This window comes from Bacteroides sp. f07 (assembly GCF_042854785.1).
GTDB lineage: Bacteria > Bacteroidota > Bacteroidia > Bacteroidales > Bacteroidaceae > Bacteroides.
The window spans coordinates 3,495,735-3,521,304 of record NZ_BAABXI010000001.1 but is presented as its reverse complement, the minus strand read 5'-3'; the positions used below and the strand labels follow the sequence as shown (position 1 = coordinate 3,521,304).

Here is a 25,570-nt window from a genome sequence, read left to right as displayed (position 1 = left end):
ATGAAGTAAAGGAGTATGATGAAAAAGATAAATAAATATATCATTTTATCTCTACTGGCTTTAACTGGTTGTCAGAGTGATGAAAATATAGGCTATGGCGGAGAAGGTACGCTTCGTTTGGAGGTACAGATGAAAAATGACTTGCAGGTGGTTGTTACTCGTTCTCTGACTGTTGATGAAGAAAGTGCTTTGGCAAAAGATTGTAAAATTCGAATTTATGATACGGATAAGTTGATTCGTAAATACTTGGGCACGGCAGAACTTCCGGAAGAAGGAATAACATTGCCTTCCGGTGAATACCGGGTACGGGTGACTGCCGGAGATTCTGTGGCTGCATCGTTTACCAAAAAGTTCTATGAGGGAGTTAAACCTTTCACTGTCGAAAGAGCAAAAGTAACCCCGGTAGATGTAATATGCAATATTGCGAACACAGTAACAAAAGTTGCTTTTGGTGAATCTTTGAAAACTGTTTTTAAAGAAGAATATGCTGTGTCAATAGCCGTAAAGGCAGAAAATGGAATATTGGATTTTAATGCGGATAATTTGGAAGCAATGGGATATTTTTCTCTTCCAGCCGATTGTGATACTTTGTTTTGTACATTTTCGGCAACTGATATTGCAGGACGTCCGTATACACAGATTGATACTATTCCACAAGCAAAAGCAGCCACTCTTTATCAGTTGACTTATGAATATAAGGATATTGAGGTGGGAAATCCTGATACCGGAGGAGCTATTTTACATTTACAAGTGGATGCCACTCCGTTGGAAATCATTGAAGAAGAGGTTATGTATTACCGTCGCCCGGTATTTACTGCTAAATATGGAGATGAAACTTTAAATCTGGATGCCACAAGTTATGTTGCTACTGAAAGTGGTTCGGATGTTACTATAAATATTACTGGCTCTTCTGCTTTGCAACAGGTACTTCTTTCATCTGAACAGTTTCCTGAATTTTTGGCAACAAGTGAAAACTCTTTTGACTTGAAAAATCTGACAGAGGAACAAAAAACTCAGTTGACAGCAGGTGGAATACTGATTGATGAAAAAGCAGAATCCAAAGGATATGCATTGAATCTGACTCTGTCTGCTGATTTGATTCGAAAATATACGGTTAACGAAGGGTTTTATGCAATTAGTTTAACTGCGACAGACGCAAATAATAAGATGCGTACAGCAAACTGGAAGATGGTAGTTTCAAATGCTACCGTACAAACAGAGCCTGTTCCGGTCTATGAAGTGTGGGCAACAAAAGCAACTTTGTATGGTAGTGTTCTTCCCGGTCGTGAGCCACAAGGTATATTGGCCTTCCGCTATCGTAAGGCGGATGAACAAGACTGGAAAATAGTAGATGCCGTTCGTGACGGACAGAACGTTCAGAGTGTGTCTGCTGTGACAGGATTGCTTTCTGACACGAAGTATGAATATCAATTAATGGATGGTGATGTACTATCTACAGTTGTCTGTACGTTCACTACGGAAAAAGCATTGCAATTGGGAAATAGTAGTTTTGAATATTGGTCGGGAAGTGTTCCTACCTATATTGCGCCTTCATCTGCCGAAAGTGATATTTTTTGGGATTCAGGAAATCATGGTTCCAAATCTGCGAGTGTTGATATTACGGTTGCCGATGCTTCTATTAGACATAGTGGAAAATATTCTGCCAAGTTAACCTCAACAGATGCCAAAGTTTTGGGGATCGGACAGTTTGCAGCAGGTAATCTATTTGCTGGCAGATATTTGAAAACAATAATGGATGGATTGAAAGGAAATGGTGTCTTAGGTTGGGGGCGTCCTTTTACTGCTCGTCCGTCAGCTTTACGTGTCTATGTTAAGTATCGTCCTAAAGCGGTAACTAACCCATTGCCTGAGCAAGGATTGATTTCAGGGGAGCCAGATCAGGGAATCATTTATGTGGCTATAGGTGATTGGTCTGGAACGGGTGGTGAATATATTCCAGGATATGAATGGGCTGTCGTTGCGCAGACAGATTTTAATCATCCGGAAAATACACGTACTTTTGATCCGAATGATGAGAATATAATAGCCTATGGTGAGCGTATCTTTACGGAGGATATTGGCGAAGACGCTGAAATGGCAGAAATTGTCATTCCTCTGAATTATCGTGATAACACTCGTTTGCCCAAATATATTGTGATGGTTGCTTCATCTAGTCGTTATGGAGATTATTTTGCCGGGGCCGTGGGAAGCATTATGTGGATAGATGATGTAGAACTTGTATATTAACTGTTGATTATCAAATAAATATTGCACGTGAAAAAGTTTTTAATATATATCTTGTTAATGGCGGGGATGACTGCACAGGCACAAGAGTTTAAACGTAATATAGAGGCTCGTACTTTTGTTCCGAAAGGACAATGGATTGTGGGTAGTTCGGTTTCTTATTCCGAACACAACGAGCAGAACTACCAATTCCTGGTAATTGACGGTTTTAATTCGGATGGATATACCTTTAAGGTGAGCCCAATGTTTTGTTATGCATTTAAAGATAATGTGGCTGCCGGAGGGCGTTTCTCTTATGGGCGTACATTAACAAAATTAGATGGTGTGACTTTGAATCTTGACGAGGATACTAAATTTGATGTGAATGATATGTATCAATTGAAGCATACATATGGTGCTATTGGGATTCTTCGAAATTATATCAACTTAGGAACAAGCAGGCGTTTTGCTCTTTTTGCAGAAACGAGGTTGGAAGTCGGTGGAAGTCAGTCCAAGATCGTTACGAAGGATAATACTTCGCTGACTGGAACTTACTCAAAGACTACAGATTTTGGTTTGGGAGTTGCTCCTGGTATTGTTGCATTTATAAACAATTTTACAGCAGTCGAGGTCAGTATTGGAGTACTTGGACTAGATTTTAGTAAGGTAAAACAGACTACAGATCAAGTATATATCGGAGAGCGTTCGTCAAGTTCGGCAAACTTTAAAATTAACCTATTCTCCATTGGATTAGGTATAGCATTCTATTTATAAGGAAGGAATAATGAGTCGATTAATCTATATATGTGTAATGGTTGTGTTGGCTGGAGTACAGACACTTTCGGCACAACAACGGGATACAATTATAATACGTGATACCATTTATTTGGATAAAGCGGAATTGGAGAGAAAGAAAGATAAAGATATTGTGGAGAACACTAACTTGGTTCGTATAAAACCAATAGGACGTTTTGACCGTGGAATTGTGAGTTACCGGTTTATTCCTAAGAAAAAATGGATCGGTGGTCTCACTTTCTCCTATGTTAATTTTGATAGTGACGACAGTCGTTTGCTGTTCTCCATGCTAAAGGATTTTGATTGTAACTTTAAGACGTTTTCTGTTAAGCCCTTTGTTGGTTATGCAATAAAGGATAATGTTGTGGTTGGAGTAAAGCTCGGATATAATCATACAATTGCTGATTTAGGAAATATATCGCTTAATATTGATGAAGAGTCGGATTTCTCGTTGAGTAATATGAGGTATGCGGAGGATCTTTATTCTTTTGGTTTGTTCCATCGTTCGTATGTCGGGCTTGATAGGGGGAAATTATTCGGATTATTTAATGAGACGACATTAACATATTTGAATGGGACATCAAGTTTTGCCAGAGGAGAAGGAGCGGAATATAAGCGGACGGATACGACGATAAATGAATTGCATTTGGGTATCAATCCGGGAGTTGCTGTTTTTATAACACAGAATGTTTGTGCAGAGCTTTCTTTTGGAGTTGTGGGTTTCAAATATAGGTCGGAGAAACAAAGCAATAATTTGGGAGAAACTGGGAAACGACGGTCTAGCGGTGCTGATTTTAAGATCAATCTGTTTAATATAAATATTGGTTTAATTTTTTGCATGTAATGGTGATGCGTATTATATATAATTTATTTCTTAGCGCAGTATTTGTGTGTTTACTGCAAAGCTGTATCAAAAATGATATAGGATACCCGCAGATTGCATTGTCTATTGTAGAAATGCAAGTGACTGGACAACGAGGGAATGCTGTCATTTCCGAAGATAACCGTACAGTTACACTTAATATAGAAGAGACGCAGGACTTGAAAAAAGTTCAAGTCACTGCCTTTACTGTGACGGAAGGTGCTGAAAGTACGCTTGCGGTGAACGATATTATTGATTTGACGACTCCTTATAAGGTCACATTGTCACTTTATCAAAATTATCAATGGAGTATTCTTGCCAACCGTAATATAGACCGGACTTATAAACTCCAAAATCAGGTTGGGGTATCTGAAATTAATGAGGAACAGCGGTTGGCTGTGGCTTATGTGACAAAAGATACAAAATGGAAAGATCTGCAATTGCTTGAACTGAAGTTGGGACCTGTCGGCTCTACTTATAATGGAAGTACTGAAATTCCTTCTTTAGATTGGACAGTATATTCCAATTACGCCTCTGCTAAAATCTTAGTGAAATATAAAAATTTCTTTGAAGAAGAGTGGGAAGTGCGTGCTTATCGTAAAGATAAAAATGCTGACACGAAGCGGGCAGATGGATGGGTGAATGTAGCATGGTTATATGGTGAAGGTCTTGAAGGAGCGGATAATGGGTTTGAAATCCGTGAGGCTTCTGCTATTGAATGGCAAAAGGTAGATAAATCTTATATAACATTTGATGGGGCGGCATTTATTGCACGTATTCCTCATTTGAAGGCGGAGACAGAATATGTTTGTCGGGCTTATTCTGGAATTGATTATGGTACAGAACTTTCCTTTACAACAGGAAAGGCTGTCGAAATTCCGAATAGTTTGTTCGAAGATTGGAGTAAAGAGGATAAGGGAAATAACAAGATACTTTGGAAACCATGGGCAGAAGGAATGGAGAAAGGTTATTGGGATACGGGTAACAAAGGTGCTACCACTGTTGGTACCAGTAATACGATTCCAGTACTTGATACATGGAATGGTTCGGGTAAGGCTGCACAGTTGAAATCTGTCTATATTGTGTTAAAATTTGCTGCTGGTAACTTGTTTGTCGGAGATTATTTAAGAACAGATGTTACTGATGGAGTTCTTAGTTTTGGTAAGCCATTTACAGAACGACCAACTCGCTTGAAAGGACATATTAAATATACAAGTGTAACTATCGACAAATCAACTTCTGAATTTAGTTATTTGAAAGGTAGACCTGATTCTTGTCATATTTATATCGCTTTAGGTGATTGGGATGAGCCTGTGGAAATTCGAACTAAAAAGAGTGAACGTAAATTGTTCGATAAGAATGATTCGAATATCATTGCTTATGCGGAATTTATTTCAGGGAAAACTATACCTCAATATACGGAGTTGGATTTACCTTTAGTTTACCGTTCTACTAGTCGTGTTCCTAAATATCTGGTGTTAGTATGTACGGCAAGTAAGTATGGTGATTACTTTACAGGGGGAGATGGTAGTACTTTGTGGGTTGATGATTTTAGTTTGGAGTATGATTATGATGATTAATATTTGGGAAGAGATAAATATACGTTTTTCGTTGGTTTAAAAGGAAAAAACAGACCAGATTTTGCTAGGATAAGACTATTTGTTTATAATTCTTAGAGCTTCTATTTTAGTATATATGTTTTTATAACAAAAGGCTGGAATGCAAGTTCTCGAACGAGTGATAAGTTTAACGATAGGCTAGGATGAAATGAGTGAACCGTGCGGAAATGAATGAAACTAACTCGAATATTTTCTCATCGTGATAAGAACATTTTCTCACGGTGATAGGAATTAATACTCATCCCTATGAGAATATTTTCTCATCGCGATGAGTATTTTTTCTCATAGCAGTGAGAATTGTTTGAGAATATAATAAGGTATATTATGCTATGTATTAATCAAATAACTATTTTACATTTTTCATTTTACACATCCTAATTCATCGTTCAAAAAGCTTTTAATCTCTAAAAACATGTTTTTTACTGCATTTATTAAAATGTATCGGGGATAATCCCGTTCTTTTATTCTTTTTTAAGCCCGAAAACAGTTAGTCCATAACCGTACATGAAATGAATAAAAAACAGAGTGCGGTTGTTTCTTTATCAGAATATAGATAAGGTGATATGCTTTGGCTATTCACAAGAGGAAATATAACTGTCGGGAATAATATACAAAAAAGACTGTCTTGGAATTTTAAGACAGTCTTTCGTTTAATTCATCATTTTATTTCTTATTCTTTCAAAGCCTCTTGAAGATCAATGCCCAGTGCTTTGGCAACTCCTGTTCCGTATGCCGGATCGGCCTTATAGCAATTGCGCACGTGGCGCTGTTTGATGAACAATTCGGAATCTCCCATGGCGCGGGCGGTATTCTCGAACAATAATTGCTGTTCGTCTGCCGGCATCAGTCGGAACAAGTCACCCGGTTGGCTGTAATAGTCATCATCATATTCACGTTCATTGTAATTGTAAACTTCGCCTGTTACTTTGAGAGGCGGTTCTTTCATATCGGGAGAATCCTGCCATTCGCCGTAGCTGTTCGGCTCATACCCTTTTGCAGAACCGTAGTTCCCGTCAACGCGCATTGCTCCGTCTCTATGATAAGCATGGAAAGGGCAGCGTGGCTTGTTTACTGGAATTTGTTCCGCATTCACTCCGAGACGGTAACGCTGTGCGTCACCATAAGAAAAGAGACGTCCTTGTAGCATTTTGTCGGGAGACAATCCGATACCGTCTACAAGATTCATCGGGTTGAATGCTGCTTGTTCCACTTCAGCGAAGTAGTTTTCCGGGTTGCGGTTCAATTCAAGGATGCCGACATCTTGTAAAGGGAAGTCTTTGTGCGGCCACACTTTGGTCAAGTCGAACGGATTAATGCGATAATTGTCCGCTTCTTCCTCTGTCATTAACTGAATCTGGAATAACCATTTCGGGTAATCGCCTTTTTCGATACTCTCGAAGAGATCACGTTGATGTGATTCACGGTCTTTGGCAACGATAGCTTCTGCTTCCTGGTCTGTCAGATTTTTGATACCTTGCAAGGTGCGCAGGTGGAATTTCACCCAGATACGTTGGTTGTCTGCATTGATAAAACTATAAGTGTGGCTGCCGAATCCGTGCATATGACGATAAGAATAAGGAATACCGCGGGGGCTCATGGTGATAGTAACCTGATGCAAAGCTTCGGGCAGAAGCGTCCAGAAATCCCAGTTACTATTGGGGCTGCGCATGTTCGTCTTGGGGTCACGTTTGATGGCATGATTCAAATCTGGAAATTTGAGCGGGTCACGTAAAAAGAATACAGGTGTATTGTTTCCAACCAAATCCCAGTTTCCCTCCTCTGTGTAGAATTTCATGGCAAAACCACGGATATCGCGTTCCGCATCAGCGGCTCCACGTTCCCCTGCTACCGTAGAGAAACGTACGAAACATTCTGTTTGCTTTCCGACTTCACTGAAAATAGCTGCACGGGTGTACTTCGTAATATCGTGGGTAACGGTGAAAGTTCCGTAAGCTCCTGAACCTTTGGCGTGCATACGTCTTTCCGGAATCACCTCACGATCAAAATGGGCAAGCTTCTCGATAAGCCAGGGATCCTGTAACATCACAGGTCCGCGTTGGCCTGCGGTTTGCGAGTTTTGATTGTCGGCGACGGGCCGTCCGTTCGCAGCAGTAAGTTTTTTCTTTTCCATAAATAGTTTTTTTAGTCGGAAGCTAAGCATAACTAAAACCGTAGTTCCCTTATCCTTTTATTCCGTGGTTTGTAATATGTAACAAAGATAGGCTTGTTTTGCTTGTCTGTCAAACAGATAATTTCTATCTAAAGATAGAGAATAACTATGAATAAATGTATCTACCGGCTGCTATTTATTTTTCTCACCGGAATAATTGGGCTGAGAGACGGGAGACAGGTCTGTTTGAATTGCATAAAAAAACTCCCGTTCTTCCTTTGGGAAGACGGGAGTTTTTAATAAACTATAGCTTGTTATGTCTTATACGCTGATTATACGATACCTTGTGCCATCATTGCTTTGGCAACCTTCATGAATCCGGCTACGTTAGCACCTTTCACATAGTTTACGTATCCGTCAGCTTCAGTACCATACTGAACACATGCTTCGTGGATATTCTTCATGATGCTTTTCAGCTTCTCGTCAACTTCTTCAGCACTCCAGCTCAGTTTGATAGAGTTCTGAGTCATTTCAAGACCGGATACTGATACACCACCGGCGTTGGCAGCCTTGCCCGGAGCGTAAAGAATCTTAGCATCCTGGAATACTTTGATAGCTTCCGGAGTAGAAGGCATGTTTGCACCTTCGGAAACAGCAATTACGCCGTTTGCAACCAATTTCTTGGCATCGTCACCGTTAAGTTCGTTCTGAGTTGCAGAAGGCAGGGCAATATCAGCTTTTTCGCCCCAAGGACGAGCTCCTTCTACATATTTGCAGCCATATTTCTCTGCATATTCGCGGATACGGCCACGGTACAGGTTTTTCAGTTCCATGATGTAATCCAGCTTTTCGCGGTCGATACCGTCCGGATCGAAGATATAACCGTCAGAGTCGGACATTGTCAACACTTTGCCACCCAATTCGAGAACTTTTTCTGCAGTATATTGGGCAACATTACCGGAACCGGAGATCAGGCAAGTCTTACCTTTTAAGTCAGTACCCTTAGTTTTCAGCATTTCCATCAAGAAATAGATGTTACCGTAACCGGTAGCTTCCGGACGAATCAGTGAACCGCCGAATTCGCGTCCTTTACCGGTGAATGTTCCGGTGAATTCATGAGCCAGTTTCTTGTACATACCGAACATGAAACCTACTTCACGACCACCAACACCGATGTCACCGGCAGGAACGTCAGTCTCAGGACCGATGTGGCGCCACAGTTCTAACATGAATGATTGAACGAAACGCATCACTTCCATATTTGACTTGCCGCGCGGAGAAAAGTCGGAACCACCTTTACCACCACCCATAGGCAGCGTAGTCAGTGAGTTTTTGAATGTTTGTTCAAAGGCAAGGAATTTCAAGATTGAAAGGTTTACAGATGCATGGAAACGGATACCGCCTTTGTACGGGCCAATCGCGTTGTTGTGCTGAACACGGTAACCCATGTTCGTCTGAATGTTACCTTTGTCATCCATCCAAGTCACGCGGAACTGATATACTCTATCAGGAATACACAAACGTTCGATCAGGTTCACTTTGTCGAACTCCGGATGTTTGTTGTATTCTTCTTCAATCGTAGAAAGAACTTCTTCTACTGCTTGATGATACTCCGGTTCATTGGGAAATCTTCTTTTCAGATCGTCTAATACCTTTGCTGCATTCATATTCTTTTTTTCTTTTATTGGTTGTTTAAAATTCGATTATCTATTTCTCTTATGCGGTTGCAAAAGTAAAGATAAAATTTGAACTATCAAACATTTTATAAAGAAAAATGCGATAAAACATCAAATTTGATATTTTATCGCATTAAAAGTGAAAAAAAAGATATTTATTTGTTCTTTTTGATAGACTTATAGACGGGAATAAAGACTAATGCTGCTGAAATGATAAGCATTACTAGCGTCATTCCGTCAATCCGTTCTGCTTTTGTGAGAACTAAATAGCAAAGCGCCAGCCAAAGCAGGCTGACGCAAACTATTTGTGATTTTGATAACGGTCTTCTCATTTGCTTTCTTTTTTCTTTTTGTCTACGATAGCGTCAATCACGGCTACGGCAGTGATATTGACAATGTCGCGGACGGAACTTTCGAAGTCGGTGAAGTGGATAGGCTTGTTCAATCCCATCTGGATAGGGCCGATAAATTCTGTGTCGGGATCCATTGCCTGCAGCAGTTTGTATCCGGCATTTGCAGAACTCAGGTTCGGGAAGATCAGTGTGTTCACATCTTTACCTTTCAGGCGGGTAAACGGATATTTGGCATCACGCAGTTCGCGGTTCATGGCAAAGTTCACCTGCATTTCACCGTCGATAGCTAGTTCTGGATATTCCTTTTGCATATAGCTCACCGCTCCGTGTACTTTGACAGGGCTGCCGGAGGTGTCGGCACCGAAGTTGGAGTACGACAGCATCGAGATGACCGGTGTATGGTTGAAGAAACGGACTGTCTTGTCAGCCAGTTTGGCGATGTCAATCAAGGTTTCCGTATCCGGATGACGGTTGATCAAGGTATCTGCCAGGAAGTAAGTACCTTTCTTGGAGTTAAGAATGTGCATCGTTCCGAAATGATTGAATCCGGGTTGGATGCCGATTACTTCTTTGGCTACTTTGATAGTGTTGCTGTATCTTGTATAAAGCCCGGTGATGAATGCGTCGGCATCTCCGGTTTCTACCATCATCATACCGAAGTAGTTGCGTTCGAACATCTTGTCGTTGGCTTCTTCGTAAGTAAAACCTTCGCGTGCACGCTTTTCCGCAAGGATACGTGAGTATCGTTCGCGGCGTTCCGATTCGTCCGGGTGGCGGAGATTGACGATTTCGATACCTTCCAGGCTGAGGTCGAGTTCTTCTGCCAGCTTGCCGATAGCTTCATCGTTTCCTAATAAGATAGGATGACAGATGCCTTCGGCTTTCGCTTCAACGGCAGCTTTCAGCATATTCGGGTGGATGCCTTCGGCAAACACTACACGTTGCGGATGGCGACGGGCTGTATCATACAGTTGGCGGGTCAGTTTGGACTCATATCCCATCAGTTCACGCAGATGTACGCAGTAAGCGTCCCAGTCTTTGATTTCGGTGCGGGCTACTCCGCTTTCCATAGCGGCTTTTGCTACGGCACAGGAAACTTCTGTGATGAGACGCGGGTCTACCGGTTTCGGGATGAAATATTCCGGGCCGAAAGAGAGGTTGTTTACATGATAGGCTGCATTTACGACATCAGGTACAGGCTGTTTTGCCAGATTGGCGATGGCGTGTACTGCGGCAATCTTCATTTCCTCGTTGATCGCTTTGGCATGCGTGTCCAATGCGCCACGGAAGATGTACGGGAAACCGATTACATTATTAATCTGGTTCGGATAGTCGGAACGTCCGGTTGCCATCAATACATCGGGGCGGGCTGACATCGCTTCTTCGTAGGAGATTTCCGGCGTAGGGTTAGCCAGTGCAAATACGATAGGCATCGGAGCCATGCTGCGCACCATATCCTGGCTCAGCACATTTCCTTTCGACAGGCCGAGGAATACATCTGCGCCTTTGATTGCTTCTTCCAGTGTGTGGACATCTGTGCGGTCGGTGGCGAAGTATCTTTTCTGTTCGTTCAGGTCGGTACGTGTTTTGCTGATTACGCCTTTGCTGTCCAACATGACGATATTTTCGAGACGTGCACCCAGTGAAACATACAATTTAGTACAAGATACGGCAGATGCACCTGCACCGTTAACAACGATTTTCACATCTTCGATTTTCTTTCCGGCCACTTGCAGGGCGTTTACCAGTCCGGCACTGGAGATGATAGCCGTTCCGTGTTGGTCGTCGTGCATCACCGGGATATCCAGTTCTTCTTTCAGACGGCGTTCGATTTCGAAACATTCCGGTGCTTTTATATCTTCCAGATTGATACCACCGAAAGTAGGAGCGATAGCTTTCACCGCTGCGATGAATTTTTCGGGGTCTTTCTCGTCCACTTCGATATCGAAGACGTCAATACCCGCATAGATTTTGAAAAGCAGACCTTTGCCTTCCATTACCGGTTTGCCGCTCAATGCGCCTATATCACCCAGTCCGAGTACGGCTGTACCGTTAGAGATAACGGCAACAAGGTTACCTTTCGCAGTGTATTTATACGCGTCCTGTGGATTTTTCTCTATTTCGAGGCATGGTTCTGCTACGCCGGGAGAATATGCGAGTGCTAAATCTGTTTGTGTACTGTACGGTTTGGTAGGAACTACCTCAATCTTACCAGGTTTGCCCTGTGAGTGGTAGAGCAAAGCGGCTTCTTTGGTTATTTTAGCCATAGTATCTGTATTATTTATTAATAAGTTATCATTTGGCTGCAAATGTAGGAATAAAAGTTAGAAATTGTAGCCGATGGTTAGTAAATTCTATTAATTTTATATCAAAGAGACTGAATTTATGATATGATATACATTGGTTGCGTGTTTATATCCTACTCTTTTTTAAAGGCTTCGATATTGATTTATTGAAATTTTAACGAGTGCTTTGATTGCCGTCTTTAGTTATTTCGTTATTTTTGAGTCCATATATGATTTAACCTTATATGATAATGATAACCACCCAACAACTTCAATTATTAAAAGATGGGAATAAAAATGCCTTTGAAGCCTTGTATCGTGCATACAATGCCCGCATTTATAATTTTGTTCTTTCTATGACAGGCAATGCCGGGGTGGCGAAGGATATTACGCAGGATATTTTTCTCCAAATTTGGGAGAAGCGGCTTAATATTGATCCGGAAGGGAATTTTGACGGCTATCTTTTTAAAATATCCCAAAATATGGTGTATCATTATGTAAGACGTGAACTTCTGCTTCAAAATTATGTGGATAAACTGTCGAATGAATCATCTGACGAATCGGTAGAGATAGACGGAGAGTTGGATTATTTATTTTTAGAAGAATATATCCTGAAACTTATAGAAGAACTGCCTCCTGCCCGTCGGGAGGTATTTATGCTTTATTGGAAATCCGGACTGAATTATCGCGAGATAGCTGAACAGTTGAATATATCGGAAAAGACTGTTGCCACACAGGTACACCGCTCTTTGGATTTCTTGCGTGACAAACTGGGGATGATTGCCTTTTCTGTCTCTTTTTTCTTGCATAATATTTAATATCGAACTTTTAATAAAAGTTAATATCTGAATTATCTCCATTTTCTTGTAGTCTTTTTCTTTCTCTCAAGACTAGTATATATAGAACAGGAAAATTATGGAGCAACACGATTACATAGTACTATTGGAAAAATTCTTCAAGAAGAAGGCCTCTTCTGAAGAAAGAAGGATACTTATTGAATGGATTCGTAAACCGGGAATTCGGGAGGAGTTTAATTCGCTTTGCGAGCAAATGTGGAAAGGAGCGGCTGTCGGAATAGATAAGACAGTGGAAGAGGAAATGTGGAATCATTTGCAGAAGAATTTGGATGAACCCCAAATTTTGTATCCGAAGAAGCGGCGTTGGCAACCTATTATATATAAGGTGGCGGCCACCATATTATTGTCGGTTTGTTTGGGCCTGGCCACTTATTGGGGAGTAGAACATATTAATAGGTTATCACAGGAGCCTTTCATGGTTGCAGTAGATTACGGGCAGAAAGCGAATCTTACTTTACCTGATGGAACGAAAGTCTGGTTAAATTCGGCTACTCATCTTTCTTATGATGCGGAATACAACAAATCCGACCGAAAGATTTATTTAGACGGAGAAGCCTATTTTGAAGTGGCAAAAAACAAAGACAAGCGTTTTATCGTTTGTTGCAATGACTTGGAGATAGAAGCACTGGGAACCACTTTTGATGTGAAGGGGTATGGTGACGATCTTTCCGTCACGACACTGCTAGCAGAAGGAAGTGTCAGGGTTTCTAATGAAACGAATGCCATATTGTTGAAACCCGGAGAGAAGGTAGAGTATCATAAGAACAGGCAGACATTTATTAAATCGGCCATCTCGGATATGCGTGAAATCGATTTCTGGCGGAATAATATGTTGATTTTTAATTCAGCGCCTTTAGCGGAGATTGCGACTACGTTGGAGCGGATGTACGGAGTGAAAGTCGTGTTTGACTCGGAAAAACTGAAGAATGTGCCGTTTTCCGGAACCATTCGGAACAGCAGCTTGCATAATGTATTTTACATAATAAGCCTTACTTATCCTATAACCTATGAGTTAGAGGGAGATACGGTGAGAATAGGAAGTAGTATTAACTAAAAATGACGATTTATGGAAGACACCTCATAATAAAAAAAGAGGGTAGAATTATGTAGCAGCATAATTCTACCCCGAATCAAATACGGTTTATACATGATAGTAAAAAAGAATCTTTCCTTATAACGAATAAGGGAAAGGGAATCCTTTTTGCATCACGGTTTGACAAAGATAATAAAAAGTCTGGCTTTCAGACTTATATTTTAAAGAATTTAAAGCTAATTACTAATGAGAAAACAATTACATATCATATTCAAGCTTGTTATGTTCTGTTGTATATTGTTGTTCGTGTCTCAAGAGGTTAGTGCGCAGATCACTTTCTCTGTGAAGAATCAGACATTACGCCAGACGATACGAGTGATTGAGAAGAAAGCTGATTATAGCTTCTTTTATACAGATAAGCTTCCCGGATTGGATCAAAAGATTTCGTTGACAGTGAACAATGAAAGTATCGATACAGTTTTAGAAAAAGTTTTCAAAGGATCATCTATTAGTTATAAAATAGAATCGGGCAAGCAAGTGGTGCTTACCCTCAAAACCGGGCAGAACACCTCCCGGAAAGGAAATAAGAAAACAATAACCGGTGTCGTAGCCGACCGGCGGGGGGAACCTTTGATTGGTGTCACTGTGAGAGTGGAAGGAGAGAATATTGGAACTGCCACCGATATAGACGGGCGTTTCTCCTTGGAAGCTCCTGTAGGGGCAAAAATCAGTTTTTCTTATATCGGTTACGTTTCCCAGTCTCATACGGTTAATAACCAGAACGTATATAATATATCTTTGAGTGAAGACTCACAAGTACTGGAAGAGGTTGTCGTAGTGGGTTATGGCTCTATGAAACGGAAAGACATTACAACTGCGGTATCTGTGGTTTCTACAGCGGATATTGAAGAACGTCCGATCATGACGGCTGCACAAGCAATTCAGGGAAAGGCGGCAGGTATTCAAGTCGTGCAACCATCGGGTATGCCGGGATCCGGTGTAACAATCCGGGTGAGAGGTGCCACCTCGGTACAGGCATCCAATGAACCGTTGTACGTAGTGGACGGTTTGCCGTCGGATGACATCTCGAATATCAGCCCGAACGATATTGAAAGTATGCAAATTCTGAAAGATGCATCATCTGCAGCTATTTACGGAGCACGTGCGGCGAATGGAGTAGTGTTGATTACTACTAAAAGAGGAAAGATTGGTGCACCGCAAGTGAAAATGAGTGCTTATGTGGGTTTTTCTAAATTAGGGAAGAAGATAGATGCCTTGAATACGGAGCAATATAAAGACCTGATGAAAGACTTGAAAGCTGTTTCGGACGTTGCTCCCAATATCCCTGAAAGTGAAACACGCTATGTGGACTGGACTGATTTATTCTTCGGTACGGGTGTCAATCAGAATTATCAATTGTCTGTGGCAAATGGAAGTGAGAAACTGCAATATTTTGTGTCCGGAGGATATTCTGACGAACAAGGTATTGTGGAGAAGGCTCATTTCAACCGGTATAATTTTCGCGCGAATCTGGATAGCGAGCAAACAAAATGGTTGAAAATGGCGCTTAATTTTGCTTATTCGCATACGGGCGGACAATGGGTGAACGAGAGCCGTAGTTCTTTACGTGCCGGTTCCATCTTGTCTGTAGTGAATACTCCTCCGTTTATGCAGAAGTGGAATCCGTATGATCCGAATGAATACGATGAACAGGCTTACGGTGCACGTATCTTGAATCCGCTGGCTGCCAATGCTGCGGACAGTAACACGAATACTGATCATATTAATGGTTCGCTCGGATTCACGGTTGACATATACAAAGGTCTGAAGTTTAAAACGACTTTTGGAATTGAACTGACTAATGAGCATTGGGACTACTATCTGGATCCGATTTCAACTTCGGACGGACGGGGTACAAAAGGACGCGTGGAAGAGAGTTTCTCCCGAAACTTTGAATGGCTTTTTGAGAATTTGTTGACCTATGATTGTTCATTCAACAAACATAACATTTCTGTTATGGGAGGAGCTACCCAGCAGCGTGCACAATATAACGCTTCTTGGATGGCAGGTTTCGACTTGGCGGATTCTTATCCCGATATTCATTCCATCAGTGCCGCCAACCAGTTGGATAAGGATGCTTGCGGTTCTTCTGCTTCCGCATGGACACTGGCTTCTTTTTTGGGTCGCGTAGCTTATAATTATGACAGCCGTTATTTACTGACGGTTAACTTCCGTGCTGACGGTTCTTCCCGTTTTGCTCCGGGACATCGTTGGGGTACTTTTCCTTCTGTTTCCGTTGGCTGGAGAATTTCAGGCGAGAAGTTCATGCAACCTTTGCAAGACATTGTAACCGACATGAAGCTACGTGCCGGATGGGGTATGAACGGTAATCAGGGCGGTTTTGGAAACTACGCCTACATGGCTGCCATGAGTGTTAGTAAACTGCCGGTTTCGGAAGGTAATTTATATCCGGGACTTGCCATTAAGCCCGGTTCGGCGGCCAATAAAGAACTGACTTGGGAGAAGACAAGCCAATGGAATCTGGGACTCGACCTGACAATGTTTGATTCTCGCTTATCCTTCTCAGTGGACGCTTACTACAAAAAAACAACCGATTTGTTACTGACTGTCAGCTTGCCGGAGAATGTAGTGCCGAGCAGTGTGACAAGAAACGATGGTGAAATGGTGAATAAAGGTATGGAGTTTACTGTCTCTTCTCTGAATTTTAAGGGTAACTTCCAGTGGAATACAGATTTCAATATTTCTTTCAACAAGAATAAGTTGACGAAACTCGGCTTGAATAAAGTTTATTATTATGCTGAAATGTATGAATCCAAAGAGAAAGCTGTCATCCTGAAAGAAGGTCTTCCGTTGGGAACATTCTTTGGGTATATATCCGACGGTGTCGATCCGGAAACAGGGGATATTATCTATCGTGATCTGAATGGTAACGGTTTTATTGATCCTGAAGATCGAACCACCTTGGGAAATGCCCAACCCAAGTTCATTTACGGTATGACGAATACATTTTCGTATGCCGGTTTTGACTTGTCTGTTTTCTTGCAGGGAAGTCAGGGCAATAAGATTTTTAACGCGTCGCGCATCGATATGGAAGGTATGACAGACTTTAGAAATCAGTCGGTTCGTGTATTGGAACGTTGGAAACGACCGGGTATGATTACCAATGTCCCCCGCGTTGGTAATACGGAGAATAATCACAACTCCTCCCGTTTTGTGGAAGATGGATCTTATTTGCGCCTGAAAACAGTCACTTTATCCTATAATTTTCCAAAGAAATGGTTGAATAAGATACATCTGTCCCGATTACAGGCTTACGTCACCGGGCAGAACCTTCTCACATTGACAAAATACAAGGGATACGATCCTGAGGTAAATGCTTTTGGAGGCGACTCCGTTGCTCAAGGAGTGGACTATGGTACTTATCCTCAATCGAGGGCGGTAATATTTGGTTTGAATGTTGAATTTTAATAGGTGCGAAAATGAAAAACATAATAAAGTTAGCTTATGTCGTGCTCTGTGTCTTATTTGTTTCATGCAGTGATTTTCTGGATGAGAAACCGCAATCGGATTTTATGCAGGAGGGTACCGGAACAGAAGATCAGGAGTCTAAATATGGAAGTCTGGCAGATGCGCAAGCTGAGTTGCAGGGCGTATATGAAAGCTTTAAGGCAGATATATTCCAGTCGGAAAATTACACCATTGGAGATGTGCAGTCCGATAATTGCTATATTGGCGGAGATGGTGTGGCCGAACAGGAGTTTGATTTGTTGAAACTGACTTCTACCAACTATAAAGTGGAACTGGTCTGGTCGCAATATTATTCGATGGCGGGTACTGCAACCAGTGTGATTGAAAATACGAAAATGATGGACCCTTCTTCTACTGTAGCAGAAGAACGTAACCGTGTCATTGCGGAAGCCAAGTTCTTGCGGGCATGGGCATATTTTGATATTGTCCGTTTGTGGGGAGATGCTCCGATGGTGCTGGATTTGATTCCGACCATTACTGCCGAGAACCTGGATAAATGGTATCCGGTGATGTATCCGGAACGTTCTGCCGCAGATAAAATCTATGATCAGATTCTGGATGATCTGAATGAGGAAAATACCATTCGTTATCTGGTAAGCAAGAATAAGGGGATTTTCCAGGCCACCAAAGGCGCCGCTTATGCTTTGCGTGCCAAGGTGTTGGCAACCAGAGGAGAGAAATCAACACGCGACTATGCCAAAGTGGTTGAGGCTTGCGACAAAGTGATAGCGGAGGGTTATACGCTGGTCAGCAACTTTGATGAGTTGTGGCAACCTGACAAGAAATTCTCTTCAGAAAGTATCTTTGAAGTCTATTACACCTCCGATGCTCCCAACTGGGCTTATTGGGTGTTGCTGAAAGAAGACGACGGCTCGGTGACCTGGAGACGTTATTGTACGCCTACTCATGACTTGGTTGCTAAATTCGACAAGGAGAAAGATACTCGTTATGCATCCAGTATCCTTTGGAAATCGGTTCCTTATGACACCTATTGGCCGGCAGACAGTTATCCGTTGTCTTATAAAATTCGTGAGAAGACTTCCAACATTATTCTGATGCGATTGGCGGATATACTCTTGTTGAAAGCCGAAGCACTGGTAGAGTTAGACCGCACTCCGGAAGCGATTCGAATCGTGAACGGCATTAGAGAACGTGCGGGGTTTGCTCCCTCTTCTCTAGATGAGAATATGGGACAGGCTAGGGGCCGCTTGGCGGTAGAGAATGAACGTCAATTGGAGTTGTATATGGAAGGTCAGCGCTGGTTTGACCTGGTACGTAATAACCGTTTGCTGGAAGTGATGCAGAAACATAAAGACAAAGATGGAAGATTGCTGTTTGCAGGCTTGCAGGCTTTCCGGCAGTTGTGGCCGATTCCTCAAGGAGAGAAAGATAAAAATACCAATCTGACTCAAAATGAAGGTTATTAATGAAAAGAGGAACGTAAAACTTTAAAAGAAAAAATGATGAAACACAATAATCTGTTTTTATGGTTGCTGGGGCTAACCGTTTGCTGGCTGGCTTCATGTAGCGAAGAGGATGGTCGGGTGAAGTATCCATATTCATGTCCTGAACTATCAGGACTACAATTCTCGACTACCGATCAGACTCCTGCAGCTGATTCTCTTTATTTCTCTGTAAAGATTCACGATCCGGAGACTCCTTTGTCTACGCTGGAAGTGAAATTGATGGTAGGTGAAACCTTGGTAAGTTCACAGTCGATCCGTACGAAAGGCACTGATGTGTCGATTGTTGAGAAAGGAATTTATATTCCGTTTGTGGCAGACTTGGAAGAGAACCAGGAAGCTAAAGTAGTATTGACTGCCATCAATGTGGAAGGTAGTGAAGTCTCTCAAACGTTTGATTTCCATATCGTCCGTCCACAGATTCCGGAAGTGCTCTATCTTCACTATAATGGTGAGGTGGTAGAAATGGCCCGGAGCGCAGAGAATCCTTATCTGTATCTTACGGAAGTTTCCGGCTCGGAAGAGGGCTATCCGATGGAGCTGACTGGAAAAATTTCCACTACGGAATCATTGGACGATGCGGAATTGATTTGGGGAGCTGCTGAAAAGAGTAATACAGCTGTCCTTATTGAAGCGTCGGGACCCAGCTTTGCCTTTGATTACCGGGATTGGTTTGTTGAACAGATCACTTTCGACGTGATGACTTTTAAATTGGGTGTCGTCGGTTTCCAGAAGAACCTGAAAATTAAAGAAACCGAGTTGATAGCCAGTGAAGGACTTTTCCGTGCCCAGATTAGCTTTACTCAAGGTGAAGAATTTGAAATGAGTGGATTTGAAGATGTGGAACATGCTTACAACCGCGATTTCTTTAGTTATAATCCGGATAATGGTAAGTTTACCTTCCTGCGCAAATCGGGTACTTGGGAAATCTATTATTCTTCTAAATATAACTATATTTGGGTTGCCCGGATGGGCGATGTGGCACCTGCTTGCTTCTGGCTGGCTGGACATGGATTCACTAGTGCTCCTATCTGGAATACGGATTATGATACCAATGATGGCTGGAATATGGAAGATATATTGCAGTTAGGATATATTGTCCCGATTGGTGAACAGAAGTATCAGACTACCGTATATTTGAGTAATACTCATAAATGGGAGTCTTTCGAAATCGAAATTTACAGCGATTTGCAATGGAATAAAAATAAAGGTATGTTGCTGCAAGAAGGTTCATTATCCGGTGATACGGATGGAATTGAAATATCGGCTTCCAATGGAATAACGAGTGGCGACGGCTTCGTACCTGGCTATTACCGTCTGACTTTCGACACTTCGCAGGGAGTAGGCAAAGAAACATTGCACATCGAACGATTGAGTGATTAATGTCTGAAAGAGTGATATATAGAAAAACAGGAAAGCCTATGAGAAATATACTATATACGATAGGGGGAAGTCTGTGTCTCCTGCTGCTCATGACCGGCTGTAAATCGGCTGACGGGGCGAAAGCCCCCGTGTCATTGACTTGGGAGATGGGAGCTGCCGAAGTGCAGCCCGGCTACTATGAGAACTCATTTATCCTGAAGAATATATCAGATGCTCCTTTGGGAAAGGACTGGATCATCTATTATTCGCAGTTGCCTCGTGAGATTCTTCAAGATGAATCTGCATCGGTCAAGGTAGAGGTAGTAAATGCGAACTTCTTCCGGATGTATCCGGCGGAAAACTTCCAGCTATTGGCGCCGGGAGACTCGCTGATTGTGACGTTCTGTTGTACCAACGGACTGAAAAAACTGTCACATGCTCCCGAAGGTACTTACTGGGTGAGTCAGGCAGGCGGCAAGCAAGGTACTCCCTTGCCTGTCGGGCTGACTATCTATCCGCTGCAAGGAATGGGGTCGGAAAGCTGGTATCCTGCACCTGATAAAATATATGCTTCAAACTTGGCGTTAGAGACTACTGCCAAGTTGCAACAAACTGATATTTTCCCGTCAGTAAAGGAAGCGTTTCCGGCTGTCGGTAAAGAAAACGTTACCATAGAAAATAAGGTGAAACTGACTTTTCATCCCAATTTTGCCAACGAAGCAGGATTGCTGAAAGAAAAGTTGGAAACACTCTATGGGTTGGAAGTCATTTCCGAAGCACCGGTAACGGTTCATCTGGATTATTTGCCGCAACAGGAGACGGCTGCGAATGACGAATACTATCGGATGGACACAGGAAATAGTCTGATCAATATTTCAGCTCCTACTTCGCACGGCATTTTCAATGGCACGCAAACCTTGCTCTCTCTCTTGAAAGGACAAGAGAAACCGTTCCGTTTGGAAGCTGTATCTATCCGTGACTACCCCGACTTGCCATATCGCGGACAAATGTTGGATATTGCCAGAAACTTCACGACGGCAGACCAATTAAAGAAACTGGTAGACGCTATCTCTTCTTATAAACTGAACGTGCTGCATTTCCACTTTTCGGATGATGAAGGCTGGCGTCTTCAGATTCCCGGTCTGGAAGAACTGACTTCGGTCGGTGCACGTCGGGGACACACCACGGATGAACTGGAATGTTTGTATCCGGGCTACGATGGCAACTATGATCCGTCTGCGCCTACCTCCGGCAACGGGTATTATACTCGTGAAGAGTTTATAGATTTATTGCGTTATGCAGCTCAAAGACATGTGCGTGTGATCCCGGAAATAGAGTCTCCGGGGCATGCACGGGCGGCAATTGTGTCCATGAAAGCACGTTATCATAAATATATAAACACCGATCCTGAAAAGGCCGTTGAATATTTGTTGAGTGACGCGCAAGATACTTCCCGCTATGTTTCCGCACAGTTTTATACGGATAACGTGATGAATGTGGCATTGCCCTCTACGTATCGGTTTATGGAAAAAGTGATTCGTGAGCTGATTGCTATGTATGAAGAAGCGGAGGTACCTTTGACTACCATTCACTTGGGAGGCGATGAAGTGCCTGATGGAGCTTGGATGGGTTCGCCTGTCTGCCGGGCATTTATGGATGAACATGGAATGACGAGTGCGCATGAACTGTCTGAATACTACATCACGAAGATGGCAGACTATCTGCAACAATATCATGTGCGGTTCAGTGGCTGGCAGGAAGCAGCGTTGGGACATTCGGAAGCTACCGACCGTCATTTGAACAGGCTTGTGGCAGGAATATATTGCTGGAATACTGTTCCCGAATGGGAAGCGGACGAAATACCTTATCAGGTAGCCAACAAAGGCTATCCGGTGATTCTCTGTAACGTGAACAACTTCTATCTGGATTTGGCTTATGATGCTCATCCCGATGAAAGAGGGCTTTCGTGGGCCGGATATGTGGATGAATCCAAAGGCTTTTCCATGCTTCCATATGATATCTATCGTTCTTCGCGTACTGATATGGCTGGTAATCCGGTCGATTTAGGTATTGCGGAAAGAGGAAAAACAGTTTTGACCGCATCCGGCAAGGAGCGTATCCAAGGAGTACAAGCGCAACTGTTTGCAGAAACGATCCGTGATTTCAAGTGGGTGGAATATTATACCTTTCCTAAAATCCTCGGACTGGTAGAACGCGGGTGGAATGCTTTTCCCGCTTGGAGTATGCTGGCAGGAGAGAAAGAACAGCAGGCTTTCAACAAAGCGCTGGCTCTGTTCTATTCGAAAGCGAGTGAGAAGGAAATGCCCCATTGGGCGTCCCGAAACATTAACTTCCGTTTGCCTCATCCCGGACTTTGCATCAAAGAAGGCAAGCTTTATGCCAACACCCCCATCCGGGGAGGGGAGATACGCTATACGACTGATGGAGCGGAACCAACTCGTGATTCAGCACTTTGGGAAGCTCCCATAACCTGTGATGCTTCTGTAGTGAAGGCTAAACTATTTTATTTGAATAAAGAAAGTGTGACTGGCACTCTCAAAGTAAATTAATCCACAAAAAGTAGATAAATTATGAACTATAATAAGATAAAAAGATGTGGTATATTATTCCTGTTGGGAATAGGTGCGATTACATCATTGTCATGCAATGACAATAATAATGGGGGATATCCAGACCGGGTGCCGACCCGCTTGTCGGTAATGCCTTTGCCGGAAAGAGTTGATTATAAGGAGTCGGTGGTCGCTCTTCCGCAGAATGTGACTGTTAGCCGGAATATCCCGGCCTCTACGTCACAACTGCTGAAGTCCACGCTGGAAGAGGAACTGTCTCTTTCAGTAAGTGATGCTTCCAACGATGATGCTTTTATCCGGGTGAAACAAGAGTCTGATTTGCCCAAAGAGGCATATCATCTGACCGTAACCAAAGAGGGAGCCTGCATCTATTATTCAACGGAAACCGGGCTTCTTTGGGGAGTCCAGACGTTGAGGCAAGCACTCGAACAAGCTAATTCCTTCACTTCGGGAAACTCGAAATATCTTCCGGTGGTAGATATAAATGATGCTCCCAAATACGACTGGCGCGGATTCCATATCGATGTGGTACGCCATATGTTTACGGTTGATTATCTGGAAAAGGTGATAGACTGTTTGTCTTTTTACAAGATCAACAAGCTTCACTTGCATCTGACCGATGATCAGGGCTGGCGCATCGAAGTGAAAAAGTATCCTTTGCTGACACAGGAAGGAAGCTGGCGTGACTTCGATGAGTATGATAAGAGATGTGTGGAACTTGCACAGCAGGATTATAACTACGAGATAGATCCCCGTTTTGTGAGAAACGGTTCACAATATGGCGGCTATTATACGCAGGAAGAGATGAAAGGACTGGTGAGTTATGCATTGGAAAGAGGTATTGATATTGTTCCCGAAATAGATATGCCGGGACATTTCTCCGCGGCTATCAAAGTATATCCCGAATTGTCGTGTACGGGGGAAGCAGGCTGGGGAGAAGAATTTTCTTATCCTATTTGTCCTTCCCGCTTGGAAAACTACCAGTTTGTGCAGTCCATTATTGATGAGATGGTTGAAATATTCCCTTCGGAATATTTTCATATAGGAGCGGACGAAGTGGAAAAGGATAACTGGGAACAGTGTGAAGCATGTCAGCGATTGATGCAGCAGGAAGGTTATCAAAAAGTGGATGAACTGCAAAACCGCTTTGTGAAGATCATGACGAACTATGTGAAAGGCAAAGGAAAGAAAGTGATGGGATGGGACGATGCTTTTCTTGAAAAAGAGCCACAGGACTTGATCTATACTTATTGGCGCGACTGGTTGCCCGATCAACCGGGAAAGATTACCCAAAAAGGGTATCCGATCATATTTATGGAATGGTCTCGTTTCTACTTGAGTGCGACGCCTTCGGACGAAGGGTTAAGCTCTTTGTATAACTTTGAGTTCGAACCTCAGTTCCCGGGTATCATAAAGCAGAATGTGTTAGGTTTCCAAGCTTGTGTCTGGACAGAAATGATTCCTAATGAACGGAAGTTCGGTCAGCATGTTTTCCCTTCTCTTCAGGCCTTTTCAGAGTTGGCATGGGGAAGTGACCGTAACTGGATTGATTTTACCAATCGTCTGAAATGGCATGTCAGATGGTTGAATGCAAATGGATTTTATTTAACCAAGCCGGGATTTATTTAATCCCGGTGTCATCAGAATGATATGAAATCAGAACGTTTACTTTCATTAGACGTACTTCGGGGAATCACCATCGTCGGAATGATTTTGGTGAACAACCCCGGAACATGGGAATCTATTTATGCGCCTTTGCGGCATGCTGAATGGAATGGACTGACACCGACAGATTTGGTTTTCCCGTTCTTCATGTTTATAATGGGCGTTTCCATGAGTTTTGCCTTATCCAAATTCGACCATCATTTCAGCCGTAGCTTTATCACCAAACTGGTGCGGCGCACAGTGGTCTTGTTTGCGTTGGGACTTTTTCTTTCTTGGTTTTCGTTGGTGTGTGCAGGAGTGGAACAGCCTCTTTCGCATATACGTATTCTAGGAGTGTTGCAGCGACTGGCATTGGCTTACTTCTTTGGTTCCTTGTTGATTATGAGTATTCGGCGTACAGCAAAATTGGCATGGGTATCTGTGATTATTCTGGTAGCTTATTCTATCTTGTTGGCTTTGGGACACGGATTTGAACTTTCCGGGCAGAATATTATTGCCGTAACAGACCGGACTTTGTTCGGAGAAGCTCATCTGTATCGGGAGTGGTTGCCGGACGGCGGACGTATCTTTTTCGATCCGGAAGGGTTGTTAAGTACTTTACCGTGTATTGCGCAAGTGATTATCGGCTATTTCTGCGGAAATATATTGCGGGAAAAGACTGAGGTTCATCACCGGCTGTTACAGATATCCGTACTGGGCATCGTTCTTTTATTTGCAGGATGGTTACTTAGTTACGGCTGCCCGTTGAATAAGAAGGTATGGAGTCCGACTTTTGTTCTGGTGACCTGTGGTTTTGCTTCTTTGTTTCTTGTGTTTCTCACCTGGCTTATCGATATTCGTAAACAACAGAAGTGGGGGTATTTTTTCCATGTCTTTGGTACGAATCCGTTATTTATCTATGTGGTTGCCGGTGTGTTGGCTACTTTGCTTGAGGTTATCACAGTTGGTGGAATTAGTCTACAGGAGAAGATTTATACTTTCATCTTAGCTGTTGGTCTCGATGCTCATTTGGCCTCTCTGATTTACGGACTTCTGTTTATCGGATTCAATTATTTGATTGTATGGGGTTTATACAAAAAGCGGATCTTTATAAAGATATAGAGGAAAGGTCTGAAAAAAAATAGAGT

16 protein-coding genes are annotated in these 25,570 nt (G+C 42.6%); 12 read left to right on the top strand and 4 right to left on the bottom strand.

The features are described from left to right. Window positions 1-15: 15 nt before the first annotated feature. Genes ACGHVY_RS14420 through ACGHVY_RS14405 form a run of 4 tightly spaced genes read left to right on the top strand, consistent with a single transcriptional unit; the run spans window position 16 to window position 5,460 of the window. Window positions 16-2,247, top strand: coding sequence for a DUF4493 domain-containing protein (locus tag ACGHVY_RS14420; protein ID WP_390599527.1), 2,232 nt, complete (start codon window positions 16-18; stop codon window positions 2,245-2,247). 57 nt (window positions 2,248-2,304) lie between these two features. Then, on the top strand, window positions 2,305-2,997 hold the full coding sequence (locus ACGHVY_RS14415) for a hypothetical protein (RefSeq protein WP_390599691.1): 693 nt from the start codon (window positions 2,305-2,307) through the stop codon (window positions 2,995-2,997). A gap of 7 nt (window positions 2,998-3,004) precedes the next feature. Next, entirely contained in the window at window positions 3,005-3,862 is an 858-nt protein-coding gene (locus ACGHVY_RS14410; protein ID WP_390599690.1) for a hypothetical protein, read from the top strand. After that, window positions 3,862-5,460 (top strand): PCMD domain-containing protein, encoded by a 1,599-nt coding sequence (locus tag ACGHVY_RS14405; protein WP_308744453.1) that lies wholly within the window; start codon window positions 3,862-3,864, stop codon window positions 5,458-5,460. Before ACGHVY_RS14410 ends, ACGHVY_RS14405 begins: the two co-directional genes overlap by 1 nt. Before the next feature lie 709 nt (window positions 5,461-6,169). Here ACGHVY_RS14405 and ACGHVY_RS14400 read toward each other — a convergent pair. From ACGHVY_RS14400 to ACGHVY_RS14385, 4 genes are all read right to left on the bottom strand, one after another. Further along, window positions 6,170-7,630, bottom strand: coding sequence for a catalase (locus tag ACGHVY_RS14400; protein WP_308744454.1), 1,461 nt, complete (start codon window positions 7,628-7,630; stop codon window positions 6,170-6,172). Between the two features lie 311 nt (window positions 7,631-7,941). After that, on the bottom strand, window positions 7,942-9,276 hold the full coding sequence (locus ACGHVY_RS14395; RefSeq protein WP_390599526.1) for an NADP-specific glutamate dehydrogenase: 1,335 nt from the start codon (window positions 9,274-9,276) through the stop codon (window positions 7,942-7,944). A gap of 164 nt (window positions 9,277-9,440) precedes the next feature. Beyond that, window positions 9,441-9,617, bottom strand: a complete 177-nt coding sequence (locus ACGHVY_RS14390) for a hypothetical protein (RefSeq protein WP_308744456.1) — start codon at window positions 9,615-9,617, stop codon at window positions 9,441-9,443. Beyond that, window positions 9,614-11,905: an NADP-dependent malic enzyme gene (locus ACGHVY_RS14385; protein WP_308744457.1), complete on the bottom strand. Its 2,292-nt coding sequence runs from the start codon at window positions 11,903-11,905 to the stop codon at window positions 9,614-9,616. The genes ACGHVY_RS14390 and ACGHVY_RS14385 overlap by 4 nt, the downstream gene beginning before the upstream one ends. A gap of 269 nt (window positions 11,906-12,174) precedes the next feature. Here ACGHVY_RS14385 and ACGHVY_RS14380 point away from each other — a divergent pair, with 269 nt between their 5' ends. The 8 genes from ACGHVY_RS14380 to ACGHVY_RS14345 all read left to right on the top strand — a co-directional run bounded on the left by ACGHVY_RS14380 (window position 12,175) and on the right by ACGHVY_RS14345 (window position 25,544). Next, a complete protein-coding gene (locus ACGHVY_RS14380) occupies window positions 12,175-12,741 on the top strand; it encodes an RNA polymerase sigma factor (RefSeq protein WP_390599689.1) in 567 nt (188 codons plus the stop codon). 97 nt (window positions 12,742-12,838) lie between these two features. Next, the gene (locus tag ACGHVY_RS14375) at window positions 12,839-13,834 is read left to right on the top strand and encodes a FecR family protein (RefSeq protein WP_390599525.1); all 996 of its coding nucleotides are present in this window, start codon (window positions 12,839-12,841) and stop codon (window positions 13,832-13,834) included. 225 nt (window positions 13,835-14,059) lie between these two features. Beyond that, a complete protein-coding gene (locus ACGHVY_RS14370) occupies window positions 14,060-17,302 on the top strand; it encodes a TonB-dependent receptor (protein WP_390599524.1) in 3,243 nt (1,080 codons plus the stop codon). Between the two features lie 11 nt (window positions 17,303-17,313). Further along, complete coding sequence (locus ACGHVY_RS14365; RefSeq protein WP_390599523.1) at window positions 17,314-18,789, top strand: RagB/SusD family nutrient uptake outer membrane protein; 1,476 nt, start codon at window positions 17,314-17,316, stop codon at window positions 18,787-18,789. Between the two features lie 33 nt (window positions 18,790-18,822). Beyond that, window positions 18,823-20,208, top strand: a complete 1,386-nt coding sequence (locus tag ACGHVY_RS14360) for a DUF5016 domain-containing protein (RefSeq protein WP_390599522.1) — start codon at window positions 18,823-18,825, stop codon at window positions 20,206-20,208. Window positions 20,209-20,246: 38 nt separating this feature from the next. Further along, complete coding sequence (locus ACGHVY_RS14355; RefSeq protein WP_390599521.1) at window positions 20,247-22,757, top strand: family 20 glycosylhydrolase; 2,511 nt, start codon at window positions 20,247-20,249, stop codon at window positions 22,755-22,757. 21 nt (window positions 22,758-22,778) lie between these two features. Beyond that, the gene (locus ACGHVY_RS14350; RefSeq protein WP_390599520.1) at window positions 22,779-24,407 is read left to right on the top strand and encodes a beta-N-acetylhexosaminidase; all 1,629 of its coding nucleotides are present in this window, start codon (window positions 22,779-22,781) and stop codon (window positions 24,405-24,407) included. A gap of 21 nt (window positions 24,408-24,428) precedes the next feature. Then, on the top strand, window positions 24,429-25,544 hold the full coding sequence (locus ACGHVY_RS14345; RefSeq protein WP_390599519.1) for an acyltransferase family protein: 1,116 nt from the start codon (window positions 24,429-24,431) through the stop codon (window positions 25,542-25,544). Window positions 25,545-25,570 lie beyond the last annotated feature (26 nt).

Coding starts and splice junctions, on each gene's coding strand:
- ACGHVY_RS14420 (WP_390599527.1), top strand. CDS start 16: ATGATGAAAAAGATAAATAAATATATCATTTTATCTCTACTGGCTTTA.
- ACGHVY_RS14415 (WP_390599691.1), top strand. CDS start 2,305: ATGGCGGGGATGACTGCACAGGCACAAGAGTTTAAACGTAATATAGAG.
- ACGHVY_RS14405 (WP_308744453.1), top strand. CDS start 3,862: ATGGTGATGCGTATTATATATAATTTATTTCTTAGCGCAGTATTTGTG.
- ACGHVY_RS14400 (WP_308744454.1), bottom strand. CDS start 7,630: ATGGAAAAGAAAAAACTTACTGCTGCGAACGGACGGCCCGTCGCCGAC.
- ACGHVY_RS14395 (WP_390599526.1), bottom strand. CDS start 9,276: ATGAATGCAGCAAAGGTATTAGACGATCTGAAAAGAAGATTTCCCAAT.
- ACGHVY_RS14390 (WP_308744456.1), bottom strand. CDS start 9,617: ATGAGAAGACCGTTATCAAAATCACAAATAGTTTGCGTCAGCCTGCTT.
- ACGHVY_RS14385 (WP_308744457.1), bottom strand. CDS start 11,905: ATGGCTAAAATAACCAAAGAAGCCGCTTTGCTCTACCACTCACAGGGC.
- ACGHVY_RS14380 (WP_390599689.1), top strand. CDS start 12,175: ATGATAACCACCCAACAACTTCAATTATTAAAAGATGGGAATAAAAAT.
- ACGHVY_RS14375 (WP_390599525.1), top strand. CDS start 12,839: ATGGAGCAACACGATTACATAGTACTATTGGAAAAATTCTTCAAGAAG.
- ACGHVY_RS14370 (WP_390599524.1), top strand. CDS start 14,060: ATGAGAAAACAATTACATATCATATTCAAGCTTGTTATGTTCTGTTGT.
- ACGHVY_RS14365 (WP_390599523.1), top strand. CDS start 17,314: ATGAAAAACATAATAAAGTTAGCTTATGTCGTGCTCTGTGTCTTATTT.
- ACGHVY_RS14360 (WP_390599522.1), top strand. CDS start 18,823: ATGATGAAACACAATAATCTGTTTTTATGGTTGCTGGGGCTAACCGTT.
- ACGHVY_RS14355 (WP_390599521.1), top strand. CDS start 20,247: ATGAGAAATATACTATATACGATAGGGGGAAGTCTGTGTCTCCTGCTG.
- ACGHVY_RS14350 (WP_390599520.1), top strand. CDS start 22,779: ATGAACTATAATAAGATAAAAAGATGTGGTATATTATTCCTGTTGGGA.
- ACGHVY_RS14345 (WP_390599519.1), top strand. CDS start 24,429: ATGAAATCAGAACGTTTACTTTCATTAGACGTACTTCGGGGAATCACC.